Here is a 24,856-nt window from a genome sequence, read left to right on the forward strand (position 1 = left end):
AATGAAAATTAGAAAAGCTTTATTATCTGATGTAGAAAAAATAGGGATATTTCATTACGAAACATTTAAGGAAACATATAAAGGATTATTAAGTGAAAAACTATTATCAAATTTAAATTTAGATAAAATAATTTTATCAAAAAAATCAAGATTAGAAGATATATACATTGCTGAAATAGAGAGTGAAGTTATAGCCTTTATTCTATTTTCTAAAAAAAGTAGATATAATGAAAATTATTCTGAAATAGAAGCTATATATGTTGGGAAAAACTATCGTTCTAATAAAGTTGGACAAGAATTAGTAGAATTAGTTGATAAAGAATTAAATAAGAGTATATTAGTTTATGTTTTAAAAAATAATGTTAGAGCAATAAAGTTTTACGAAAAAATGGGATTTGTTTTGACAGGTAATGAAAGAAAAGAAGGTGAAATAGAAACCTTTGAAATGTTAAAGGAAAAATAAAAAGATAATATAACGATATACATTTTCTGTTAAGAACCTAAATTAAAAAGGAACTATTCTTAATCAAACTAGGAATAGTTCCTTGAATTTATAAAAAGCATATTTAAAAAATTTTTATCCAGTTTATTGGTACATGTTCTGTTCTATTTTTCATCATCTTTTTTTTGTAAGTAAAATATATATCCTTTTTTTGCTTTAATATCAAAAGTCATTTTACCATTTATATCACTCTTAATTTTCTTACCAGATAATAAATCTAGATAAGTTTTAGAATTATGGAATGAAGTAATAGTAATATTACTATGATCCTCAAAACTGTTATTTAATACAACTATAATACTTTCATTCTTATCATATCTTTCATAAGCTATGATATCTTTTTCGTTATTAAAGTATACAGGTTTAATTCTTCCATATACTAAAGATTTGTGTTCTTTACGTATTTTAATGATTTTTTTATACCATTCAAATAAGTCCATATCAGGTTTTTGAGAATAAAGCTCATCGTTGTTTACATAAGAAGTGTTTCTTTCATCATCATACCAAAACTCATCCCAAAGCATAGGTTTTCTACAATATGGATCTGTAGCTCCCCACATTCCAACTTCATCACCATAGTATAGCATAGGAGCTCCTATGTATGTCATTTGGAATATTGAGATAAGTTTTAATACATCTTTAGGTTTAATATGACAATTTTTCCAATCTATAGTTGTGTTAGGATGGTAATTTCCAGCTAAATCAGGTCTAATAATGTTATATCCTTTTTCATATTGTTTACCCTCTTCTAAGTTTCTACCAATTCTATCGTTAACTATTCTTGAATAAAGTCTATCTGTATCGTGAGATCCATTTAAATTTTGACAAGCTTGAACTGCTTGTAATGGATACCAAGTCCTTTTTTCTCTTAATTCTAAGAAAAATTGTTCAGCTGTTAATTTGTATGTATCATCAAAATTAGTTCCTTGATTTATGAAATATCCTATTACAGCTTTAAGCCATTCATAGTTCATAACAGCATCAAATTTATCTCCGGAATTAATGTCATCTCCTGCATTAGACCACAGTTCTGCTGTAATATATGAATCTCTTTTACATTTTTTAACAACTTGTCTCCATTCTTTCCAAAACATTTGATTTTCAAGATTATTAGGGACATCAAGTCTCCATCCATCTATACCATCATCTTCTTGCCAGTTGCTATGTTCTTTACCGTCAGGACCTAACATCCATTTTCTAGTGATATTGAAGATGTAGTCTTTCCATTCTTCATTAAAACTATCAAAAACAGGCAAAGTATCAAATCCTGCCCATCCATTATATCTTAAATTTTTTCTATTAAGATTTACAGTGTTATAAGCTTCTTCTTCACTCATATCTTCTCTAACTTCAGTATAGTTTGAATAATCTGTAAATTTATACCAACTTGCATATTGAGATTTTTCTCCTTCTGCAAGTGCAAGATTAAATGCAAAGTTATAGTTACTGCTATGATTAAATACAGCATCAAATATTACTCTAATTCCATTTTTGTGTAGTTCTTTAATTAAATCTACCATAATTAAATCTGATTCTGTCCAAACCCAACTACTAGGATTATCAGTTTCTAAATAGCCATTTTTTCCTTTATTTTCTCCTACTAAATTAACTTCTAATAATTCTAGTTCAGAATTATTAACAGCGTTTTTTCCTAATACATCAAGATAACTTTTATTACCATATTTATTTTCAGGATTAATATAGATGTTATGTAATTTTCCACTAGTTCTAATAGTTCCAAAATCAGGTGAAATATGTCTAAAATCATTAGCTCCATATTTATGGTTTTGAAAAGAATAAAATACAGGGTTTAACCAAACTGCATTAATTCCTAAATTTTTAAGATATGGTATTTTTTCTTTGATACCCTTTAGATCTCCACCAAACAGTCTTGCATACTTAAGTGAATAATTTATATTTGATTCTAGATGAACTTCCCAATTTGTTCTTTCACTAAAGTCAGAACACCATCTATTTCTTTCAAAAAGAGGGGCATATTCATTTTTGTTCCATCTATAATCTTTGATAAATTTACTTTCATAATTTGGATTTTTCTTAAATTTTTCAGGTCCGAATTCATTGAATATGGGATCGTTATATACATCAGCATTGTAAAATCTATCTGGAAATATGTTATACCATATAGCTTCTCTAGACCAATAAGGAATATAGAAAATATCGTCGTTATCTTCTTTTGAGTAAATTAATGAGTTAGTTAAATTTTCTTCAAGACCATTTAATCCATAATAATTTTTGACTCCACCATCTTCAAGTATGAAAAAATACTTGAAGCTTTCTATATCTTCTGAGAATGTAAGTATCCTTTTGAAATAATCAAAAGAATTAGTGTAATCAATATATCTTTCAAGTTCATATATTCTATTTAACCCTTTACCATCTTTAGTGTATGGTATTACAGAGATATATACTCTTTCTACATCTGATTTTTGAGTCCGTATACTTATTTCAAATTCTTTTTCAGTAATTTTATTGAAATAAATTAATTTTTTCATGTCATGAAGTATAGCTGTTATTTTACTGCCTGTATTAATGTTTTTACTTATTTCATTTACAAATTTACCATTTCCTAATTGGCCTTTAGGGAAAAGATTTCCGTTTTCTCCAACTACAAGAATTTCATTTTTTTCAGGATACCATTTATGATCTATTAAAAATTTATATTCATAAAATCCATTTTCAATATTTAAAATTACCTCGTATAGGTTATCTTTAATGTGAGTAATTGGTTCAGTTTCAGGAATCCAATTATTAAAATCTCCTGTAATTTCAAATGTTTTTGGATTAGATAAACCAAATTTTGATATATCAATATTAAATCTAATAAATTTTTTCTTTTGTAGTAAAAAAGTGAAATCATGTGGATTAAATTCAATTAGAATATCTATACCTGATTGTATCCCTGAAATAGATTTAGGGGCACTTTTACTATCAACATATGCTCTAAATTCAGAAGCAAATGGACTAGTATGGTTATATGTAACATTAAAATTTTCTTTATCTCCATTTTCTATTTTAGTAATAGTAAAAAAATATGATGCTACATCAACTTTTGCCCATTTATATATATACCTATCGTTTTTTCTATTTAATTTTACTTCTTTAAAAAATTTACCATCTTTGTAAATTCCTAAAATATATTCCATTTAAAAATCTCCTTTCACAATCAGTTCTATTATACCAAAAATCTTAAAATTATGCTATACTTTAGATAGATAAATCAAGGAAGGGAGACCTATATGAAATTATTAGAAAAATATATTTTAGGTAAACTTGAATTAAAAAATAGAGTGGTAATGCCACCTATGGATACTTATGAAGCAAAAGATGGTTTTGTAAATGAATTTCATATTGCTCATTATGGTGCAAGAGCAATAGGGAATGTTGGTTTAATTATACAAGAAGTTACTGCGGTTAGAAGTGATGGAAGAATAAGTGAACAAGATCTTGGAATTTGGTCAGATGAACATATAGAAGGATTAAAGAAGTTAGTGGATAGTGTACATAGATTAGGAAGTAAAATAGGTATACAAATTGGAGATGCTGGCAGAAAAGGATTGGTTAAAGGAGGAGATATATTATCTAGCTCAAATATTCCTTTTAATGATTACTTCGGCATACCAAGAAAAATGGAGAAAGAAGATATACTTTCTTTAATCAATGATTTTAAATTAGCAGCAAGAAGAGCAGAAAGTGCAGGTTATGACTATTTAGAATTACATGCAGCTCATGGATATTTAATTAATCAATTTTTATCTACTTTTTCTAATGATAGAGATGATGAATATGGAGGATCTTTTGTAAACAGGGCAAAACTTTTAGGAGAAATACTTGCGGAAGTAAGAAAAGAATTTAAAGGTTTAGTTTCTATTAGAGTTTCTGCATATGAATGGGCAGAAGGGGGATATAGTCCAAGTGATTTAGCAAAAGTTTTAGTGAACTTTAAAGAATATTTAGATGTGATACATGTAAGTAGTGGAGGAACTGTAAATGAAGGAAATCTTTCATTTTATCCAGGTTATCAATTATCATTTGCTAAGGTTATAAAAGAAATAATGGGGATTCCAGTTATAGCAGTAGGACAAATTGATAATTTTGATTTAGCTGAATTTGCTATTAGAGATTTAGATATAGATTTAATTGCAGTAGGAAGAGGATTACTTAGAAATCCAAATTGGATTATGGATGAAGCATTTAAGAATAATATTAAAATAGATGCAAGAAAAGCTACAAGTAGGGCATATTTTAGAGATAGATTTGTAGAAAAAGACTTAAAAAAATAGGAGAAATATGAAGGATAAGATAGTAGGAGTAGTGGCAGAATTTAATCCGTTTCATAATGGACATAAATACCAAATAGATGAAATTACTAAAAATGAACCTAAGATAAAAATAGCTGTAATATCTGGAAACTTTGTTCAAAGAGGTGAAGTTTCAGTACTTAATAAGTTTGAGAAAGCTAAAATTGCAATAAAAGAAGGTTATGATATAGTAGTTGAACTCCCAGTATATTATTCTATACAAAATGCTGATGTTTTTTGTGAATACTCTGTTAAAATATTAAATGAAATGGGGTGTGAAATTCAAGTTTTTGGTATAGAAGAAGAAAATCTTGAGAGTATTTATGAAATAATTAAAATACAAAAAGATGAAATTTATCAAGAAAAGATAAGGGAATACATTAAGCAAGGTCATTCATATATCAAAGCGCATGAACTTACCTTAAAAGAATATGGATATGAAGATGTATACAAGTCTAATAATATATTAGCTATGTCATATATTAAAAGCATAGAAAAAAATTCATTTAATATATTAGCTCATGGAATAAAGAGAATAGGTAGTGGATATAACGAGGAAGAAAGTGTTGATGGAATAGCTTCAGCAACTATGTTAAGAAAAAATATTAATGGAAATATTTCAACTTTTGTTCCTTTATCTTGTTCTGAAATATTAGAAAAAAAAGAGAATATTAATCCAGAAGATAAGATATATGATATGTTTAGATTGATTTTCAATGTTAAAACAAAGGATGAATTAATAAAAGTATATGATTTTAATGATAGTATGTATAATAGGGTGGAGAAGTGTATACAAAGCACATCTAACATGCAAGACTTTTTAAAAGCTTTTGTAAGTAGGAATTTTACTTTAAATAGAATTAAAAGAGTCATGCTTAACACATTGTTAAATATTACTGATGATGATGTTAATCTAGAAAGTGACATAGACTACATTAGAGTTTTAGGTATCAATGAAAAAGGTGCAAAATATCTTAAGGAATTAGATAATTATAAGATATATGTAAATTGGAAAGATATAGAGAAAAATATAGAGAGTAGCTTAATTAAAATTGAAAAGAATGCATTTTTACTTTATGAAGTGCTAATGCGTGAAAAAGAAAGTTTAAATGTATATTACGAAAAATAGGAGGAGGAAGATATATGTTTTTATTAGATGATTATCTTTTAAATGTTATAGAAAAGTATCCAAGAGTTACACTTGAGACTTCTTTAAAAGATGTTATGAAAAGTAAAAATAGGTTTATATGTGGAAAATATTCTCCTCTTTCTTTTAATATGGAGTTTGAAGAAATAGAGTACAAGTCGGGAGATATTAATCTATATGGTTGGTACATTAAAAATGAAGATGCAACAAAAACTATAGTAATAAATCACGGAAGAAAAAATAATAGAATATTTTGTTTGAAATTTTTACAATTATTCATAGATATGCAACTTAATGAAAAATACAATATTTTTCTACCAGATTTAAGAAATTCTGGTAAATCTGATGTTGCTAGAACTGCTTTTGGTTATAGGTTTGCTGAAGATATTAAAAACACTGTCTTAATGTTAAATGAAAAATTTGGGACTAAAGATTTTATACTTTATGGTTTTTCTCAAGGTGGTATGGGTAGTGCATTAGTGCCTTATTTATATGAAAAAGAACTTAATGAGAAAGGTGTGGTAATAGAAAAAATGATACTTGATTCACCAGTATCAAATATTAAAGAGACAATATTACATCATTCATTATTCTTAGGATTTAAAATACCATATGCAATAATGTCATTTCCTTTAGCTAGATTTAATTTTAGAATTGATGGAAAACTAAATGAACTAAGACTTTCAAGAGTTTTAGGGAAGGTTCCAACATTAATACTTCAATCTGAAAAAGATGAGGCTACACCATATGACATGATAAATGAAGAATATCAAATTATTAAAGATAAAAGTATGTATGATGCTAGTGTTATTAAACCCATATTTAAGGCTTTTAGAAAAGGTCAACATGTAAGAATATACTTACAGTATAAATGGGAATATACTTATTCTATACAAAACTTTTTGAATTTGTAACAAAATATGATAGAATATAATGTGGGGGAAAAAAAGGAGAGAATTTATGTCAAAAAGATTAACAAAAGCAACATATATTTTTTATGGACTTGGTGTTGCATATTTCATGCTGGATCAAGTTTTTAATCAGTGGATACAATACTTCTATTTACCATCAGAAAAAGCAATAGCTGACTATGGTATTAGTGTAATTATGCCACCTATTTATTTAGCAATCGCATTCGTAATTATGAGACTAGTTGATGCTATAGCAGACCCTATAGTTGGATATATGTCTGATAATTCAAATTCGAGATTTGGAAGAAGAACATTCTATATGTTAATAGGAATTATTCCTTTAGCATTATCAATGATAGCATTTTTCTTCCCAGTTACTAGTGGAGCTATAATTGCAACACTTTATTTAGCATTTATAGGAAGTATATACTTTGTTGCATATACTTTAGTTGGAGGACCATATAATGCCTTAATACCAGATTTAGCTACTAATAAGGAAGAAAGATTAAATCTTTCAACTATGCAATCTGTATTTAGATTAATCTTCACAGCTATACCTTTAATACTAAGTCCTATCATATTATCAAATATGATTAAGTCAGGTATGAGTTTCATAAGTGCTATGAGAATAATGGTAAGTGGTTTCTCAATTTTAAGTGCGATTATAGTTATAGTTTCAGTATTATTATTAAAAGAACCTGAATTAGCTAAAAACAAAACAAATGATGCTAAGAAAATTAATTTTAAAGAAGCATTTGCATATTTAAAGAATAAAGAAATTATGCTATATTTCATAGGATTTTTCTTCTTCTTTTCAGGGTTTAATATTATTAGAAACTCTGTGTTATACTACGTTACTGTAATATTAGGTCAAAGTGAAAAAGCAGCTAGTACACCAACAACTATACTATTTGCTGTTTCAGCATTATTCTTCCCTATAACTCAAGCTTTATGTAAAAAGTTTGATTATAGAAAAATAATGTTATTTGATTTAATATTAATAATATTTGGTACAGCTGGACTTATGTTATTTGGTGTGAGTAGTAATTTAATGTTCTATACTATGTTTTCAATAGTAGGAGCAGGTGTAAGTGGGTCAGCATTTATATTCCCACCAGCAATGCTTTCTGAAATATCTACAAGACTTTATGAAAGAGATAATGTAAGTGTTGAAGGAATGATGTTTGGAATACAAGGATTATTCTTAAAACTTGCACTATTAGTTCAAATAGTTACTACAACTTTAGTTTTACCTTTAGGTGGAACTACAGGAGGAGCTACTAGATTTGGAGTTATGAGTACTCTTGCTATAGCAATAGTATTCTTATTAATATCATTTATTAGTTATTTATTAAAGAAAAGTGAAATATAATTGGAGGACTAAAATGGAAAAACAAGAATTAAGAGAGATTTCAACAAGTATTAGAAGAAGTATAGTGGAAATGATTTACCACGCGAAATCAGGGCATCCTGGAGGATCGCTATCAATTGCAGATATTTTAACTGTTCTATATTTTGAAGAAATGAATATAGATCCTAAAAATCCATTAATGCCTAACAGAGATAGATTAGTATTAAGTAAAGGACATGCTGTTCCAGCACTTTATGCAACACTAATGGAAAAAGGATATATAGATAAAAGTCTAATAACTGAATTAAGAAAATTCGGTTCACCATTACAAGGACATCCAGATTTAAAAAAATTACCAGGAATTGATATGTCAACTGGATCATTAGGACAAGGATTATCGGCAGCACAAGGTATGGCTCTTTCTGCTAAAATCTTCGGAGAAGATTATAGAGTATATACAATATTAGGAGATGGAGAAATGCAAGAAGGACAAATTTGGGAAGCATTTATGTCTGCAGCACACTTCAAACTTGATAATTTAGTTGCATTCTTAGATTCAAATGACTTACAAATAGATGGAAATGTATCAAAAGTTATGCCTATTACACCTATTGCAGATAAATATAGAGCATTTAATTGGCATGTAATAGAAATAAATGGACACTGCTTTGATGAAATTAGAGCAGCTTTAAAAGAAGCAAGAGAAACTAAAGGAAAACCAACAGTTATTATAGCGAAAACTTCAAAAGGTAAAGGAGTTTCATTCATGGAAGATAATGCTGGTTGGCATGGTAAAGCACCAAATCTTGAAGAATTAAATAAAGCTTTAGAAGAATTAAAGTAGGAGGAAAGAAATGAAAGCGACAAGACAAGCATACGGAGAAGCATTAGTTAAATTAGGTAAAGTAAATAAAGATGTAGTAGTTTTAGAAGCTGATTTATCAAAATCTACTATGACAACATTTTTTGATCAAGAATTCCCTGATAGACATATTAACTTAGGGATAGCAGAAGCAAATATGATAGGAACTGCAGCAGGTATAGCTACTACAGGTAAAATACCTTTTGCATCAACATTTGCAATATTTGCAGCAGGAAGAGCTTATGATCAAATAAGAAACTCAGTTGCATATCCTAAATTAAATGTTAAGATATGTCCTACTCATGCAGGAATCTCTTTAGGAGAAGATGGAGGATCTCATCAATCAGTTGAAGATATAGCTTTAATGAGAGTAATACCTGGTATGGTAGTTTTACAACCAGCAGATGCTACTGAAACTGAAAAAATGATATTTGCAGCAGCAGAATATCAAGGACCTGTATATGTTAGACTTGGAAGATTACCAGTAGCAGATATATATACAGATGAATATGAATTCAAAATTGGTAAAGCAACTACTTTAACTGAAGGAACAGATGTAGCTATTATAGCTACAGGGCTTTTAGTTAATGAAGCTTTAAAAGCAGAAAAAATATTAAAAGAAAAAGGAATTAATGTAAGAGTAATCAATATGTCTACTATTAAACCTTTAGATGAGGAAACTGTTTTAAAAGCAGCCAAAGAATGTAAATTCATCATAACTTCAGAAGAACATTCAATTATAGGAGGACTTGGAGGAGCAGTATGTGAATACTTATCTGAAAATCATCCTGTAAAAGTTATTAAACATGGTATTAATGATATGTTTGGACAAAGTGCAGATGGAAATTTAATGTTAGACAAATATGGTTTAAGAGCTGAAAGATTAGTTGAATTAGTTCTTGAAAATATTTAAGGAGGAAAAAATGATAGGTAAATTATTCGGAGGGGTTAAAGAGAATATTAAAGCTGAAAAAGGAGCATTCTTTTCAGCTGTTACAACATTTATATTGATTTTTACATTAATTAATATCTTTATATTCTGTACATTAAATGCTGATTCATATAGATTAAAAGAGGAACAAGCAAATCAAGTAATACTTTATTTAAATGATGTTACTGATGAAGAAAAAAATGCATTACAAACAAAAATATTAAACTTAGATGGTGTTAGTTCATTAAGATTTGTATCTAAAGATATTGCAATAAAATCTTTAGAAAAAGAATTAGGTGTAGACTTAAGTTCAGAAGTAAACCCTTTAGAGGATGCATTCTTTGTGCATTTAACTAGAGATGTTAACATAGATGACTTAAATGCTAAATTAAGTGGATTAAGCGAAGTTTCAAGTATAGATTTAAGAGCTAAAGTAGTAAATCAAACAGTAATGTTTAGTTCGGCTTTAGATTCATTTATTAAATATGCAAGTATATTCTTAATTGTATTTGCAGTAATAATAATATTTAACATAGTAGGACTTACTGTTAAAACAAGAAAAAGAGAAATATATGAAAACTTATTAGAAGGTAAATCTAAAGGATTTATCAAAACAACTTTCTTCTTAGAATCAGTACTAGCAGTATTAATTTCTGGTGGAGCAAGTTACTTTATGTATGTTAAAATTAGGGAAGCTATAGTAAACTTAATACAAAAAGCAAGAGGTGTTACAGGAGCATTAGGATTTAGTAGTCTTGAAAAAGAATCATATGTATTATTAATAGTTTTAGGTATTACTATAGTATTAGTATTCATAATTAACTATTTATTCTTAAATAGATATTACAATATTAAATACTATGAGAAAATGAGAAAAGAAGAATGTATGTGTCCAGCTCCAGAAGCTGTAGAAACAATAGAAAAAGTAGAGGAAGATTTTCAAGATCTAAGAGAGGAACAATAATATGAAGAAAAAGATTATGCTTTTTTTTGCTCTTTTATCTTTAGTAACCTTTTCTGATAATATTGATAAAAACAAAAACAGAATCAATCAAATTGATAAACAGGTAAAGGACAATACAAATAAGATTCATAATAACAATAACAAAATTAATAATGCTAAAAAAGATGAGGCAGCTTTAAAGAAAGAAATACAAAGCTTAGATCATTTAATTTCAACATTACAAAAAGAATACAATGTTATTGAAGGAGAATATGTAGCTTTACTAAAAGAAATAGGTAAAAGTGAAAAAGAAATAAGTTTAAGTATAAAGAAAATAGAAGAAAGTAGTAGAAAAATTACTGAAGAGAAAACAGATTATTCAAACAAGATAAAAACTTGGAATAAAGTATTTAATGTAAAAGTTTTTCAAAAAACTTCATTTTCTGCTGAATCAGCTAAGAAAACTAACGATTTAAGAAAAATTTTAGAGCAAGATGAAAATAATATTAAAAAGATAGAAAGATTCAAACAAGAAGAAGAAGTTCATAAGAAAAATGAAGAAATATTAAGAAATAAAACACAACAAGAAGCTAAAAAAGTTGAGAAGAAAAAACTAGAACTTGAAGATAAGAGAGCTGAATTAAGAAGAGCTAAAGTAAATAAAGATAAAACTGTTAAAAACTTACAATATCTTCAAAGTAACTTAACTAAAGAAAACAAAAAAATTGAAAGAACAAATTCTAATTTAATTGCTGAGAAGAAAAAATTAGAACAACAAATTAATGCAATTATCGCAGCTGCAAGAAAAAGAGAAGCTGAAGAAAGAAGAAAAGCTGAAGAAGCTAGAAAGAAAGCTGCTGAAGTTGCTAAGAAAAATCAAGGTAGTGGTGAAAATACTACTGCTAAATCTGAACCAGTTAAGGAAGTTGTTGTTCCTAAAGGTACAGGTAAATTCATTATGCCTATTAACGGAAGTATAGTAGTAGGATATGGACAAGAAAAAACTAAAGGTATCACAAGTAAAGGTATAGAAATACGTGGAAGCTTAGGACAAGCAGTTAAAGCATCAGATAGTGGAGTAGTTCTATATTCTGGATCACTTAAAGGATTAGGTGCGGTTATTATGATAGATCATGGAGATTTCATAACTGTATATGGAAACCTTTCATCAGTTAGAGTAGCAAGTGGTGCCAAAGTAAATAAAGGGCAAACTATAGGAACTTTAGGAAGAGATAGTATAACAAAAGAGCCTAATTTATACTTTGAAGTAAGAAAAGGTGTAAATTATGTTAACCCAGTAAATTATTTATAATGAAGGAGAAGCAAAATGAATTATATGGATAAATATAATGAGTGGTTAAGTAACAAAAATTTAGATGCAGATTTAAGAAGACAATTAGAAGAAATTGCAAATGATGAAAAAGAAATAGAAGATAGATTCTATCAAGAATTAGAATTTGGTACAGCAGGATTAAGAGGTAAATTAGGTGCTGGTACAAATAGAATGAACGAATATGTTATAGCTCGTGCAACTCAAGCTTTAGCTAATGTTATTAAAAAAGAAGGACAAGAAGCTATGGATAGAGGAGTAGCATTTGCTCACGACTGTAGAATATTCTCGCCTGAATTTGCTTTAAAAGCAGCATTAGTTATGGCAAGTAATGGTATTAGAGCTTACTTATTTGATAGTTTAAGACCTACACCAGAATTATCATATACAATTAGATATTATAAAACTATTTCTGGAGTAAACATTACAGCGAGTCATAATCCTAAAAACTATAATGGATATAAAGTATATTGGGAGGAAGGTTCTCAAATAAAATCTGTAATATCTGATGCAGTATTTGAAGAAATATCAAAATTAGATGTATTTGGAGAATATGTAACTTTAACTAAAGAAGAAGCAATAGAAAAAGGTTTACTTGTAATGATAGGTGAAGAAGTAGATGAAGCTTTCTATAAAGAAGTTATGAATACATCTTTAAGATCTAATGATGAATTAGATATGAATATTAAATTAGTATATACACCACTTAATGGGGCAGGAAATATACCTGTAAGAACAGTTCTAGCAAGAAAAGGTTATGAAAATGTTTATGTAGTAAAAGAACAAGAAATGCCTGATGGAACTTTCCCTACATTAGTTTATCCAAATCCAGAAGATTTAGCTGCATTTGAATATTCTGAAAAATTAGCTTTTGAAAAAGATGCAGATATATTAATAGCTACAGATCCAGATTGTGATAGATTAGCTGTAGAAGTTATGCATAATGGTAAAATAGTTGCATTAAATGGAAACCAAACAGGAGTACTTTTAATTAACTATATAGTATCAACTATGAAAGAAAAAAATATATTCCCTAAAAACCCTGTAATAGTTAAATCTATAGTTACAGGAGAAATGGGTACAGCAGTTGCGAATAAATATGGTATAGAAATGATTAGCGTATTAACAGGATTTAAAAATATCTGTGCTATAGCTAATATGTATGAAACAAGTAAAGAGAAAAACTATATCTTCGGTTATGAAGAAAGTATAGGATATAATATAGGGACTTTCTTAAGAGATAAAGATGGAGTATCTGCTTCACTTATGTTAACTGAAATGGCAGCTTACTATAAAAAATATGGAAAAACATTAATAGATGTTCTTTATGAATTATTCGAAGAATTCGGGTACTATAAAGAAAAAGGAGTATCGGTAGTACTTGAAGGTATGGAAGGTGCTCAAAGAATTAAGAGAATGATGGTTAAATTTAGAGAAATATTCCCAAGAGAAATTGGAGATGCTAAAGTTAAAGAAGTTATAGACTATAAAGCTAGAACAGTTTTAAATGTAGAAACTGGAGAAGTTACTCCTTGTGAAATAGAAGCAACTGATGCGGTTAAATTCTCTTATGATGATGGAAGTTGGTATACTTTAAGACCATCAGGAACTGAACCAAAAATAAAACTATATGTATATGTAAAAGATGCTGTTGAAGAAAAATCAGTAGAAAAATTAGCTAGATTTGAAAAAGATGTATTAGAAATTTTATATAGTATAGACTAAGAATGTGATTAAAGCGGATAATATAAAAAAAATAGAAGAAAATTATGATACAATTCAATATAAGTCTAAAAGTTTCAAAAAATATCAAGCACAATATATTAAAACTATGATGAAGTTTTTTGGTTTTGATACAGAGGAAGTTAATAAATCGAGAATATTAGAAATAGGATGCTCTTTCGGCGGGAATATTATTCCTGCCGAAATTGCTTATCCGGATGCAGAAATAGTGGGTATAGATTTATCTAAAGTACAAATAGATGGTGGAAATGAAATTATTAATACTATAGGACTTGATAATATTAAACTTTATCATAAAAATATTTTAGACTATAAAGGAGAATATGGTAAATTTGACGATATAATATGTCATGGAGTATTTTCTTGGGTTCCAGATGAAGTTAAAGAAGCTATTTTAAGAGTAATGAAAGATGGACTTAAAGAAAATGGGGTAGGTCTTATTTTATATAATACTTATCCAGGATGGAAAAGACTTGATATTGCAAGAGATTTAATGATATTTAGTGTTGATAATCTTGTAGATAGGAATTTAGAAGTTAGTGAAGAAAATAAGGTTGAAATGAGTAAAGATACTCTAAAATTTTATCTTGAAAATTCATTGATTGATAATGATACTAAAAATGTTTTAGGTATAATTATGGAGAAAGATCCACATTATGTATATCATGAATATTTTGAAAAATTTAATGATCCCATATATTTTTATCAATTTGTTAAGAAGATTGAGAAATATGATTTAACTCATGTAATTGATGCTAGTTTTAATAATTATTATCCTACTTTTTCTAGTGACATTAAATTAGCTGTGGAAAATGAATGTGGAGAAAATAGAATTGCTAAAGAACAGTATTATGACTTTTTAAGAAATACTCAATTTAGAACCAGTTTAATTACACATAAAGAAAATATTGATAAAATGTCATTTACATCTAATATTTCTTTTGATAAATTAGATGACATTTATGTTAGAGGATATTATGAAATATTAGAAGATAAAGTTATATATAACGAGAAGGAAATGCCTAAAATTAATAGAGAATTTTATCAATATCTTACAGATATTTATCCGAAGAATGTTAAAATAAAGGACTTAGTTGAAAGATTTGGTAAAGAAATTTACCAGTCTATATTTAATTTAATATATATAGATTGCATAGACTTTGATACATTAAAAAGAGGGCATGATATTTTTGATAGAATAGGGCGTATAAATTTAGAATATATTAAATACAATCTAAGGAAAGATAGTAAAATCAAGTTTTCTAATTATAAAGGGGAAATACTTAGTATGCCGGAATATTTTTATGTCTTAGAAGATGTTTTACATTTGAGTATTGAAGATATGGAAAAAGAAGTAATTCTAAAATTAGAAAATGGTGAAATTGTTTCACAATCAAATAAAAAATTTGAAGAAATTGCTGAAAATATAGGGAAATATATATTTAAAATGATAAATACTTATGAATTATTTAGATAAAAAAATGCCATTAAACTTTTAGTTTAGTGGCATTTTATATTTATTTAATATTTGATGATCCTGTAAATGAAGATCCTAAGAATGATGAAGAACCATTAAATGAAGATCCTTCTAATAGATGAGCTTCATTTTCTTTTCTAACTAATGATTGAATTTCTTCATCGGATAATAATTCTCTATCAAGAACTTCTTGTTGGTATCCTAAGTATGAAGCAACATTATTTTTATCTATGTTTCTAAAATTAATGATTTGGTATCCATTAACATTAGTTACTTCAGAAATACCCCATTTAACATCAAAGTTTTCTGAAGGTACAGGATTTGGAACGTTAGCTTCAGTTGAATGTGCAACTTCTATAAAGTTATCAAATTCATCTAAGTATCCTAAGAATACTATATATTCTTGATTTGAATCAATGTTGTTAATATACATGCTTCCATTTCTGCTGTAAGTTTGTATTCTAATTTTTTCATTTCCATCTACATCTTTTAATATGATGATAGGGTTTTCATTTGTAAGTTTTGTAGTTTGAGATAAATTGTAATAATAATCTTCTCTAATTTCCCAATAAGTAAATAAAGTATCAGTATTTTTTGGGATTAATACTATTTCGTTTTTGTGATATTGTTCAGGTAGAGGTCTTTTATTAAAGAATTTTGCTTCTTCTTGTTCAAATAATAAGTATTTAGACATTTCTACTTTCATTTTATCTTCATCATGATTGTTTTCAGTAAAGTTATACCCTCTATTTAAATATTTAGGTTTTCTTCTATATATTTGTTTTAATGAACTTTGATTAGGGAAGTTTCTATAACTTCCTGTTTTAGCTCTTTTTATTTTTAAGATTTCCTTTAAAGTTAAGTCAGAGTTTTCTAGATCTATCATTTCAACTTCTTCAAGCTCATCTAGTTCTTTAATTGCATCTAATTCGTCTAATTCTTCTAAAACTTCTTTTGTTTCCATCACTTGTTCCTCATTCATTTGTTTTTTTGATTTTTGTTGCTCTTTTTCATTTTTTCTTTTCTTAGCTTCTTTATTTGCTACTACTAATAATAGAATTAATATTAATAATGAGATTGCTTTCATCTAGAATCCTCCTTGTTTTTTTCTTTTTGTATCTATTGCATCTATAAACATATTTTCTTCTCTTAAATTCTTATGATAACATGCAGATGCTATCATTGCAGCATTATCAGTACAATACTCAAATTTAGGGAATAATATATCTACATCTTTGAAGTGTTCAGAATTTGTAATAGCTTCACGTATTGCCTTATTTGCAGAAACTCCTCCAACCACTGAAATTGTTTTAATATTTTTTTCTACACTCGCTTTAGAAAGTTTAGAAATTAATACTTCAATTACTTTATCTTGGAAAGTTCTAGCAAGATCTTCTTTATTAAAATCTTCACCCTTCATATTCATTTTATTAACATAATTTGTAATAAATGTTTTTATACCACTAAAACTAAAATCATATCCTGCAACCTGTGGTGTAGGTATCTCAAAACTATTATGACCCATAATTGCCATTTTTTCAAGTAGGGGCCCACCAGGATATTCAAGTCCTAATATTCTTGCAACCTTATCATATGCTTCACCTATGGCATCATCTAAAGTTTCACCAAGTAAAGTTAAATCTTTGTTTTCATCAATTAGATAAAGTGATGTATGTCCTCCTGATGCAACTAATGTTAGCATAGGTAATTTAGGATCATGGTCTATAAAAGTTGAAAATATATGCCCGTCTATATGATTTACTGGAATTAGAGGTATATTGTTTGAAAGACTTAAGCCTTTTGCAAACATTAGACCTACAAGTAATGATCCAATTAATCCAGGAGTATTTGTTACAGCTATATATGAAATATCATTAATAGAACAATTAGCTTCTTTTAATGCCTTATCATAAACTGTTAATATATTTTCTATATGATGTCTTGAAGCAATTTCAGGAACTACTCCACCATATTCTTTATGTATATCTATTTGACTTGCAATAACATTACTTAATACTTTTTTACCATCTTCAAGTATAGCAACTGATGTTTCATCACAAGAACTTTCAATAGCTAAAATTAACATATTGTATACCTCTTTTCTAATTTTATTTTAACAAATTTGTATAAACTTGTAAAGGGGAATATATTATGTTAAAATGGTAATAATTAAAAGTTTTGGAGGTAGAAATGAAAGCGTATTTTGTAAGACATGGAAAGACAGAATGGAACCTTGCTGAAAAGATACAAGGGTGGGCAGATTCACCATTACTACCTGACGATAAATCGCCTGAAAAAGCAGCTGAAAAATTAAGAGGCATAGAGTTTGATTACATATGTAGTAGTGATTTAGGAAGAGCAGTAGAAACTAAAAGAAGAATATTAGAAATTTTAGGTTTAAAAAATGATGGAAATGAACATCCTGAATTTAGAGAAGTTGGCTTTGGAGTACTTGAAGGAGCACCTATAGAATTACTTAAGACTGAATATGCGGATTTATGGAGGAAATATAAGACATATGTCCAAGATTTTACTCCTTCAGATCATTTTGAGGGGTTTGAAAGCGTTATAGATGTAAGAGCAAGGGCATTGAAAAAACTTTACGAACTTAAAGAAATATATGGAGAAAATGCAAAAATATTAGTTGTTGCACACGGTTCTATTATGTCTATACTAGAAAATGATGGTAAAGAATTAGCTGAACCTGCTGTAATTATCGAAAATGGAGGAGTTTTAGAATTAGAAATATAGTATCTAATGAAATTCTAAGATTTAACATTGAATAAATCAAAGGATGCTGCTGTATAATGGATTCATACCAAGAGAAAAAGCGAAGAACTTTTTCTTCATAACTCCTTTTTAAGGCCGTTTAACCGACGGCTTTTTTCTTTATATACAGAAATACCTAAATTAAAATAGTAAGTGTTCAAAAGTTTAATTAAGCTAGATTTAATAGACACTCATAAACTTGATTAGATGTTAAAGCATTGAAAATTTTTCTTGGATAATTATTCATGAATGTTTCAATGTGTTTAACATCTTTTTTTCTTAAATAATTCATAGATACACCTTTAGGTATAAATCTTCTAACCATTTTATTATTATTTTCATTACATCCTCTCTCATTAGAACAATAAGAATGAGCAAAATACCAATCAATACCTGAATCAGTAATTTCTTTAATATTTGCAAATTCACTTCCATTATCAGAAGTAATTGATTTTATTATATATTTCTTACTCTTAATAATTTTTTTAACTTCCTTAACAACATTATCATTAGTTTTAGAAGATAATAAACAAACTATTCTAAGTCCAATAACACTATCTATTTCCCAATGACCTAGCTCTTCTCTATTGTTAATATGATAAGGAGAATGTTTTTCTTTTAATAATTTTGCAATATCTTTAGCTAATTTAACGTTATTATCAATTTTACGAGGTAATTCTTTCTTTGTGATACTTTCCTTGAGAGTAGATTAAAATCGAATCATTAAGGTAATCAAGTTGTTCTATAGTTCTTCTCTTAATTTCTCTTTTTATTGTTTTTGTATATTTAGCTAAGATATCAGCTATATTTTTTATGCCCTTTAGTGGGATTAGAAACATATTTAGTTAAATCCTTTATTTTAGCTTGTTTTAGTAGATGTGATATTATTACTCTATCTGCATAATTCAAATGTTTATATTTATTTCTAAATTTATGTTATTATTAGTCATGGGTATACAGTTCCTTTCAATGAATTTAGTCGTTTATGATTGTACTGTATATCCACTTTTTTTCAACTCATATTTTGGACACTTACTATTTTAATTTAGGAATATATAAAATGTAAACATTTTCCCTTTAAAAAATGCGGTATATATGTTAAAATTAAAGTAATGTATTTAGGAGGGAAATATATGTCTAAGGATAATAAATCAAAAAAGAATATAAATAAAAATATTAGTAATAATAATCCTAATGTATGGATAAATGCGAGTGTATTAACAATTGCAGTTTTCTTACTGGGATTAACATTAATGGAAAGGTTCATATCTAATGATAGCTTTATAGAAACTTTTCTAAGTTTAATAGTAACAAATTTAAAAATGGTATTTGGAAGTACATTAATAGTATTCTTACTATTAGTTATACTTTTTAACTTTTTTGCTATTAAGAATAGAAGAAAAATAAGCTCTATGCCATTAATTAGAAAAATAATGTGGGTACTTGCTTTCTTATTCTTTGCTATGACTTTAACAGTGTTTAGCTTAGGAGAAATTACAGGAACTACTATGCTTGATGCAGGACAAGAAATACTTGCTAATGCTTTTATGCACAAAGGTGGAGGTATAATAGGGGCAGTAATGGCTATACCTTTTTTTGCGGTAGTTAATCAAATTTGGTTCTTTTTTCTAACTTTAGGAATGTTTATACTTACAACATTCTTTGCTATGGGTAAGACTATTAGATTAATATATCTAAGTATAACTAATACTTTAGAATATTATTCATCAGAGGAATATTTAAATAAGAAAAAAATAATAGAAGCAAAAAAAACTTATGAGAAAAGATTGCAGGAAACAGAAGAAAAACAATATGAAGATGATTTTGTAAACTATTTTATTAATAAGACAAATAAAAAGCTTGATGATGAAATATTTAAAAAATTAGATGAAGATAAATCTGAGGGAAATAAAGAAGTAGAATATTATAGTGAAAAAGAATTGACAGCTAAACAAAAAGAGTGGAATAGATACTATGATAGAATGCTTGAAATTAGAAAATATGAATTAGAAAAAGCAAAAAAACAACAAGAAATGAATGCTTTAGAAAAAATGGCTAAGGATAATGAAGAAATCTTAAGTAAAAAGAAAGAAGAATATATACCTGAAATTAAAGAGGAATTTATTCCTGAGTCTGAATATATAGAGCCAAGTGTTGAAATAGAAGAAGAAATATTTTTTGAAGATGAAAATGTTGAAGAAATATATGAAGAAGAAGAGGAAGAATATATACCTGAATCAAAATATGTTCCAGAACCTCCACAGGCTATAGATAGAGAAGAATTAAAAGTTGCTTTATCTGAAGTATTTAAAGATAAAAGTATGGATCCTGAAAAAATAGCTGAAATGAAAAGAGAAATAGAAAACAATATAGAAAATCTTGAAGAAGTTTTAAGAAACTTTGGGGTAGATGCTAAGGTTGTTGACTATGGAACAGGTCCAACTATAACTAGATATGAAATAAAAATACCTAAAAATGTTAGAGTTAAGAAAGTAACAGAACTTGAAGATGATATAGCTATGTATCTAAAAGCTGAAAGAATAAGAATAGAAGCACCTATTCCAGGTAAAGATGCTATAGGTATTGAAACACCTAACAAGATAAAAGAACCTGTATATTTCTCTAATCTAGTTAAGTCAAGAGAATTAGATCAAGGAATATTACCAGTAGTATTAGGTAAAGATATAGTAGGGAATAATAAGATAATAGATATAGCTAAATTACCACATCTATTAATAGCAGGAACTACAGGAAGTGGAAAATCAGTATGTATTAATACTATAATCTCATCATTAATTAGTAAGAAGAGTGATGATGAAGTTAAATTTATAATGGTTGACCCTAAGATGGTAGAACTTATGCCATATAATGGTATAGCTCATTTATTAACTCCTGTTATTATAGATCCTAATATGGCTGCAATTGCACTTAAATGGGCAGTTAATGAAATGGAAGAAAGGTATAAGAAACTTGCGAGTTTAGGATTAAGAAATATAGAAGCATATAATAAAAAATATTATAGAGAAAAATTACCATATATCGTAATAATTATAGATGAGTTGGCTGACTTAATGATGGTTGCTTCAAATAATGTTGAACAATCTATAGCAAGAATTGCTCAAAAAGCAAGAGCTATAGGTATACATTTAATTGTTGCCACACAAAGACCATCAGTTGATGTTGTAACTGGTATGATAAAAGCAAACCTTCCAAGTAGAATTTCATTTGCATTAAGATCTAATACAGATTCTAGAACTATCTTAGATCAAGTTGGTGCAGAAAAATTATTAGGTATGGGAGATATGTTATTCTTAGATAATGGTAAAGCTAAACTTGAAAGAATACAAGGAGCATATATATCAGATGATGAAATTAATAAGTTAACAGATATTATTAAGAGTAAGAAAGCTGCTGTATATAATGATGAAATATTAGTTGAAGAAGAACAAACTAATAGCAATAGAGATCCACTTTATGAAAAAGCAGTAGAAATAGCTAAGAGACCTAATATAGATAGATTATCTATTTCATTACTGCAAAGAGAATTAAGTACAGGATTTAATAGGGCATCAAAACTTTGTGAAGAATTAAGAAACAATGGTGTAATTGATGAACAAAATAGATATATAAATTCAGAGTTAGATTAGAGAGAGGGAAATAATGTTTAAGAATTTAATGAAAGCATTTAAGAAAAATTTTAGTTTAAGTAAAAATACTAAAGATATAGGAATAGATTTAGGAACAGCTAATACTGTACTATATGTAAAAGGGGAAAATATAGTAATTAATGAACCGACATATGTAGCAGTAAATACAAAGATGGATGACAATATAGAATTTATTGGTAAAAAAGCGAAAGAAATAATGGGAAGAACTCCTGGATATATGGAAGTAAAAAGACCTTTAAAAAATGGGGTTATATCTGATTATGAAATTACTGAAAAAATGTTATCTATCTTCTTAAGTAAAATCAAAAAAGGTGAATTATACAATGATAGAGTAATAATTTGTGTTCCAAGTGGAGTAACACAAGTTGAAAGACGTGCAGTAGTTGATGCGGTTAAAGATGCTGGAGCTAAAGAAGTGTACTTAATAGAAGAACCTATTGCAGCAGCTGTCGGAGCTGGAATAGATATGTTTGAGCCTAAAGGACATTTAATAGTTGATATAGGTGGAGGAACTACAGAAATAGCATTTATAGTTTCTGGAGGAGCAGCAAAAACACATTCAATTAAAACAGCTGGAGATCAATTAAATACAGATATTATTGACTATATCAGAGATAATTTTAACTTAAATATAGGGGAAAAAACAGCAGAAGATTTAAAAATCGCTGCAACTAACTCTGATGATTTAGAAGCTCTATATCAAATTAAAGGTGCAGAATCTGTAACAGGAATACCAAAAGAAATTAGAATTTCTGTAAGAGAAGTTAACGATGCAATTAACAAGAGTGTAGATCATATAATCTATGAAATTGATAAAGTAATAGAAGAAATTACTCCAGAAATAGCAGCAGATATATATGAAACTGGTATATATTTATCTGGTGGAGGAGCAAGCATCAAAATATTAAAAGATAAGATAGAAGAAAAATTCAAATTAAAAGTTACAGTATGTAATGAACCTATATATGCTGTAATAAATGGAATTGCAAACATATTCCAAGAATTTAGTAAATACAAAAATATATTAATTCCAACTACAAATGAATATTAAGGGGAAGTATGAAATCAGATTTAGAAGCAATCTTATTTATCTCTAAAGAAAGTATAAGTCTTTCAGAATTATCATCTTTTTTTAAGGTAAATGAAGATGAAATGACAAAAGTAATAGAAGAATTAGTTGATGAATATAAGGATAGAGGGATAAATGTATGTTTTGAAAATGAGGAAGTATTTTTAAGAACTAATGCCTTAAAAGGTGAAATAATTAAAAACTTTTTCACTCCAGAACTAAAATTAAGGAAGTTATCTAAATCTTCTTTTGAAGTATTAGCAATAATAGCGTATAAAGGACCTATTACTAAATCAGAGATTGAAGAGATTAGGAGTTCTGGTGCAGATCATATTATTCCTATACTACTAGATAAAAAATTAATATATATTAGTGGTAAGAAAAAAGCTTTAGGTAACCCTAATTTATATGAAGTTACTGAAGATTTTTATGCATATTTAGGTATAAAAAATAAAGAAGAATTACTTGAATTTGATAAAAGTAATTGGTTGGTAAAGAGAAAGGATGAAGATGAGAATAAATAAGTATATAGCTGAATCTGGATTTTGTTCTAGAAGAAAAGCTGATGAATTAATAGTTGATGGTAGAGTAACTATCAATAAAAATATTGCTGTAATAGGTAGTGAAGTTGAAGACGGAGATATAGTTAGAATAGATGGTGAAAAAGTAACTGTTAAAAAAGAATATGAATACTATATCTTAAATAAACCAAAAAGAGTTTTATGTTCTAATGAAGATAGACAAGGTAGAGCTCTTGCTGTAGATATAATTAAATCTAAAAAAAGATTATTTACTTACGGAAGACTTGACTATATGACAGAGGGTCTAATAATAATAAGTAATGATGGAGATATTTACAATAATGTAATGCATCCTAAGAAAAAATTATACAAAAGCTATGTAGCTAAAATAGATAATGATATAACAGATGATCATATAGAAGCGTTAAAACATGGAGTAGTTATTGATGGTCAAAGAACACTTCCTGCAAAAGTTAAGGCTATAACAAAAAGAGAAATAAGAGTAGCGATACATGAAGGAAGAAACAGACAAATAAGAAAAATGTTTGAAACTTTAGGATATACAGTTAAATCGTTAAGAAGAGTAAAAGTGGGAGAACTTTCACTTAAAGGTTTAGAGCCAGGTCAATATAGAAAAATGACAGATGAAGAAATTAAATATATTAAAAGTTTATAAGAAGGCATAGCCTTCTTTTTGTTTGGAGGAATGATGATAAAATTAAGTCTTAAAGATGAAGAGTGGGAATATACTTACATAGATCATGATAGAGTTATAGTTAGAGCAATAGTATTTGATGATGAATTAAATTTACACTTTGTAAAAGTTTCGAGAGATGATGAATTTGGTAATCTTTCTTTTATAGAAACTGCAGGAGGTGGAGTTGAAGTTGGTGAAAATTTAGAAGAAGCAATTATTAGAGAATTAAAAGAAGAATTAGGAGTAGAAGTTGAAATTGTAACTAAAATCGGAGTAGTTCATGATTACTATAACTTGATTCATAGGCGCAATATAAATAACTATTATTTATGTAAGATAAGAAGCATTGGTGAAAAAAATATGACAGAATCAGAAATGAATGATTTTAATATGGATGGAATAATTCTTAAATATGACGAAGCTATAATTGAATATGAAAAGATGAAAGATGAAAAATTAGGTAGACTAATTGCGAATAGAGAATTGCCTGTTCTTAGAGAAGTGAAGAAAATGTTAGATATGTAGAGAGTTTGTAATGCATTAAATAAATACATGTATTACAGATTTTTTAATTATATGAAAAATTTTCTTGACAAAAAATTTTTTTTAATATATA

22 protein-coding genes are annotated in these 24,856 nt (G+C 27.5%); 17 read left to right on the forward strand and 5 right to left on the reverse strand.

Translation table 11 applies throughout. The features are described from left to right. Position 1 precedes the first annotated feature (1 nt). Positions 2–463 carry a GNAT family N-acetyltransferase gene (locus GM111_RS01805; protein ID WP_156299185.1) on the forward strand — a complete coding sequence of 154 codons (462 nt, stop codon included), beginning with the start codon at positions 2–4 and terminating at the stop codon, positions 461–463. Between the two features lie 143 nt (positions 464–606). Here the strand turns inward: GM111_RS01805 and GM111_RS01810 are convergent, their stop codons facing one another. After that, positions 607–3,666: an alpha amylase N-terminal ig-like domain-containing protein gene (locus tag GM111_RS01810; RefSeq protein WP_156299186.1), complete on the reverse strand. Its 3,060-nt coding sequence runs from the start codon at positions 3,664–3,666 to the stop codon at positions 607–609. Positions 3,667–3,759: 93 nt separating this feature from the next. Here GM111_RS01810 and GM111_RS01815 point away from each other — a divergent pair, with 93 nt between their 5' ends. Genes GM111_RS01815 through GM111_RS01860 form a run of 10 tightly spaced genes read left to right on the forward strand, consistent with a single transcriptional unit; the run spans position 3,760 to position 15,516 of the window. After that, entirely contained in the window at positions 3,760–4,803 is a 1,044-nt protein-coding gene (locus GM111_RS01815) for an oxidoreductase (protein WP_156299187.1), read from the forward strand. Between the two features lie 7 nt (positions 4,804–4,810). Next, the gene (locus GM111_RS01820; protein ID WP_156299188.1) at positions 4,811–5,950 is read left to right on the forward strand and encodes a tRNA(Met) cytidine acetate ligase; all 1,140 of its coding nucleotides are present in this window, start codon (positions 4,811–4,813) and stop codon (positions 5,948–5,950) included. Between the two features lie 14 nt (positions 5,951–5,964). Beyond that, complete coding sequence (locus tag GM111_RS01825) at positions 5,965–6,882, forward strand: alpha/beta hydrolase (protein WP_156299189.1); 918 nt, start codon at positions 5,965–5,967, stop codon at positions 6,880–6,882. A gap of 46 nt (positions 6,883–6,928) precedes the next feature. Then, on the forward strand, positions 6,929–8,251 hold the full coding sequence (locus tag GM111_RS01830; RefSeq protein WP_197034442.1) for an MFS transporter: 1,323 nt from the start codon (positions 6,929–6,931) through the stop codon (positions 8,249–8,251). Positions 8,252–8,264: 13 nt separating this feature from the next. Next, on the forward strand, positions 8,265–9,074 hold the full coding sequence (locus GM111_RS01835; protein WP_156299191.1) for a transketolase: 810 nt from the start codon (positions 8,265–8,267) through the stop codon (positions 9,072–9,074). Between the two features lie 10 nt (positions 9,075–9,084). Continuing rightward, positions 9,085–10,005, forward strand: coding sequence for a transketolase family protein (locus tag GM111_RS01840; protein WP_156299192.1), 921 nt, complete (start codon positions 9,085–9,087; stop codon positions 10,003–10,005). A 10-nt stretch (positions 10,006–10,015) separates the two neighbouring features. Further along, positions 10,016–10,987 (forward strand): cell division protein FtsX, encoded by a 972-nt coding sequence (locus tag GM111_RS01845; protein WP_156299193.1) that lies wholly within the window; start codon positions 10,016–10,018, stop codon positions 10,985–10,987. A gap of 1 nt (position 10,988) precedes the next feature. Further along, entirely contained in the window at positions 10,989–12,278 is a 1,290-nt protein-coding gene (locus tag GM111_RS01850; protein ID WP_156299194.1) for a murein hydrolase activator EnvC family protein, read from the forward strand. A gap of 15 nt (positions 12,279–12,293) precedes the next feature. Next, complete coding sequence (locus GM111_RS01855) at positions 12,294–14,021, forward strand: phospho-sugar mutase (RefSeq protein ID WP_156299195.1); 1,728 nt, start codon at positions 12,294–12,296, stop codon at positions 14,019–14,021. 4 nt (positions 14,022–14,025) lie between these two features. Next, positions 14,026–15,516, forward strand: coding sequence for a methyltransferase regulatory domain-containing protein (locus tag GM111_RS01860; protein WP_231479744.1), 1,491 nt, complete (start codon positions 14,026–14,028; stop codon positions 15,514–15,516). A gap of 40 nt (positions 15,517–15,556) precedes the next feature. Here the strand turns inward: GM111_RS01860 and GM111_RS01865 are convergent, their stop codons facing one another. Beyond that, positions 15,557–16,603, reverse strand: a complete 1,047-nt coding sequence (locus tag GM111_RS01865; RefSeq protein WP_156299196.1) for a DUF4912 domain-containing protein — start codon at positions 16,601–16,603, stop codon at positions 15,557–15,559. Beyond that, positions 16,604–17,602 (reverse strand): tRNA (adenosine(37)-N6)-threonylcarbamoyltransferase complex transferase subunit TsaD, encoded by a 999-nt coding sequence (gene tsaD, locus GM111_RS01870; RefSeq protein ID WP_156299197.1) that lies wholly within the window; start codon positions 17,600–17,602, stop codon positions 16,604–16,606. A gap of 104 nt (positions 17,603–17,706) precedes the next feature. Here tsaD and GM111_RS01875 point away from each other — a divergent pair, with 104 nt between their 5' ends. After that, positions 17,707–18,267, forward strand: coding sequence for a histidine phosphatase family protein (locus GM111_RS01875; protein ID WP_156299198.1), 561 nt, complete (start codon positions 17,707–17,709; stop codon positions 18,265–18,267). Positions 18,268–18,454: 187 nt separating this feature from the next. On the opposite strand, the gene GM111_RS01880 is transcribed toward GM111_RS01875, so the two are convergent. After that, positions 18,455–18,976 carry an IS30 family transposase gene (locus GM111_RS01880; RefSeq protein WP_156299199.1) on the reverse strand — a complete coding sequence of 174 codons (522 nt, stop codon included), beginning with the start codon at positions 18,974–18,976 and terminating at the stop codon, positions 18,455–18,457. Beyond that, positions 18,951–19,124, reverse strand: coding sequence for a hypothetical protein (locus GM111_RS01885; RefSeq protein WP_156299200.1), 174 nt, complete (start codon positions 19,122–19,124; stop codon positions 18,951–18,953). Before GM111_RS01885 ends, GM111_RS01880 begins: the two co-directional genes overlap by 26 nt. A 294-nt stretch (positions 19,125–19,418) precedes the next feature. Between GM111_RS01885 and GM111_RS01890 the strand changes: the two genes are divergently transcribed. The 5 genes from GM111_RS01890 to GM111_RS01910 are packed head-to-tail and all read left to right on the forward strand — an operon-like array spanning position 19,419 to position 24,765. Then, positions 19,419–21,932, forward strand: coding sequence for a DNA translocase FtsK (locus GM111_RS01890; RefSeq protein ID WP_156299201.1), 2,514 nt, complete (start codon positions 19,419–19,421; stop codon positions 21,930–21,932). Between the two features lie 13 nt (positions 21,933–21,945). Beyond that, the gene (gene mreB / locus GM111_RS01895) at positions 21,946–23,004 is read left to right on the forward strand and encodes a rod shape-determining protein (RefSeq protein WP_156299202.1); all 1,059 of its coding nucleotides are present in this window, start codon (positions 21,946–21,948) and stop codon (positions 23,002–23,004) included. A gap of 8 nt (positions 23,005–23,012) precedes the next feature. Continuing rightward, a complete protein-coding gene (gene scpB, locus GM111_RS01900; protein ID WP_156299203.1) occupies positions 23,013–23,546 on the forward strand; it encodes an SMC-Scp complex subunit ScpB in 534 nt (177 codons plus the stop codon). Continuing rightward, positions 23,533–24,219, forward strand: a complete 687-nt coding sequence (locus tag GM111_RS01905; protein WP_156299204.1) for a pseudouridine synthase — start codon at positions 23,533–23,535, stop codon at positions 24,217–24,219. The genes scpB and GM111_RS01905 overlap by 14 nt, the downstream gene beginning before the upstream one ends. A gap of 33 nt (positions 24,220–24,252) precedes the next feature. Beyond that, complete coding sequence (locus GM111_RS01910) at positions 24,253–24,765, forward strand: NUDIX domain-containing protein (protein ID WP_197034443.1); 513 nt, start codon at positions 24,253–24,255, stop codon at positions 24,763–24,765. Positions 24,766–24,856: the final 91 nt, after the last annotated feature.

Origin of the sequence: Streptobacillus canis, assembly GCF_009733925.1 — a bacterium.
GTDB classification, from domain to species: Bacteria; Fusobacteriota; Fusobacteriia; order Fusobacteriales; family Leptotrichiaceae; genus Streptobacillus; species Streptobacillus canis.